The organism is Ruegeria sp. G12 (assembly GCF_056533565.1).
The window spans coordinates 1-648 of the sequence record NZ_JBQFOO010000018.1; the positions used below are offsets into that span (position 1 = coordinate 1).

At 58.8% G+C, this 648-nt stretch carries 1 protein-coding gene; it reads left to right on the forward strand.

The window, feature by feature from the left end:
* Positions 1-648 (forward strand): hypothetical protein (locus tag ACR0JN_RS21970; protein ID WP_480888617.1); only part of this gene is annotated, 648 nt, incomplete at both ends.

The window sequence follows — 648 nt, forward strand, 5'->3', positions numbered from 1 at the left end:
GCGGCGTGGCGAATGTGGTCGATGTCGAGGTGTTCTATGGTGCCGATTTGAACAACGACGGTACGATTGGGCATTTCAACACCACAATTGAGAATGCAGGGTCGTCGACCCTCGCCTCGTCAACACGCGGCATGTATCTGATCGACGGCAGCACCGAGATCACCTGGAACGGGGCCACCATGGGGCCAGACAGCCTCAACGGATGGAGCGCCATTCACGTCGAGGCCGACGGCGGTGGATACCGCGTCCTGTGGCAGCACAACAATGGCAACTACGTCGAATGGATCCTTGACAGCCAGGGCGAAAGAACAAGCGGCGGCAGTGTGGCGAATGTGGTCGATGTCGAGGTGTTCTATGGTGCCGATCTAAACAACGACGGTACGATTGGGCATTTCAACACCACAATTGAGAATGCAGGATCGTCGACTCTCGCCTCGTCGACACGCGGCATGTATCTGATCGACGGCAGCACCGAGATCACCTGGAACGGGGCCACCATGGGGCCAGACAGCCTCAACGGATGGAGCGCCATTCACGTCGAAGCCGACGGCGGTGGATACCGCGTCCTGTGGCAGCACAACAATGGCAATTATGTCGAGTGGATCCTTGACAGCCAGGGCGAAAGAACAAGCGGCGGCGGCGTGGCGA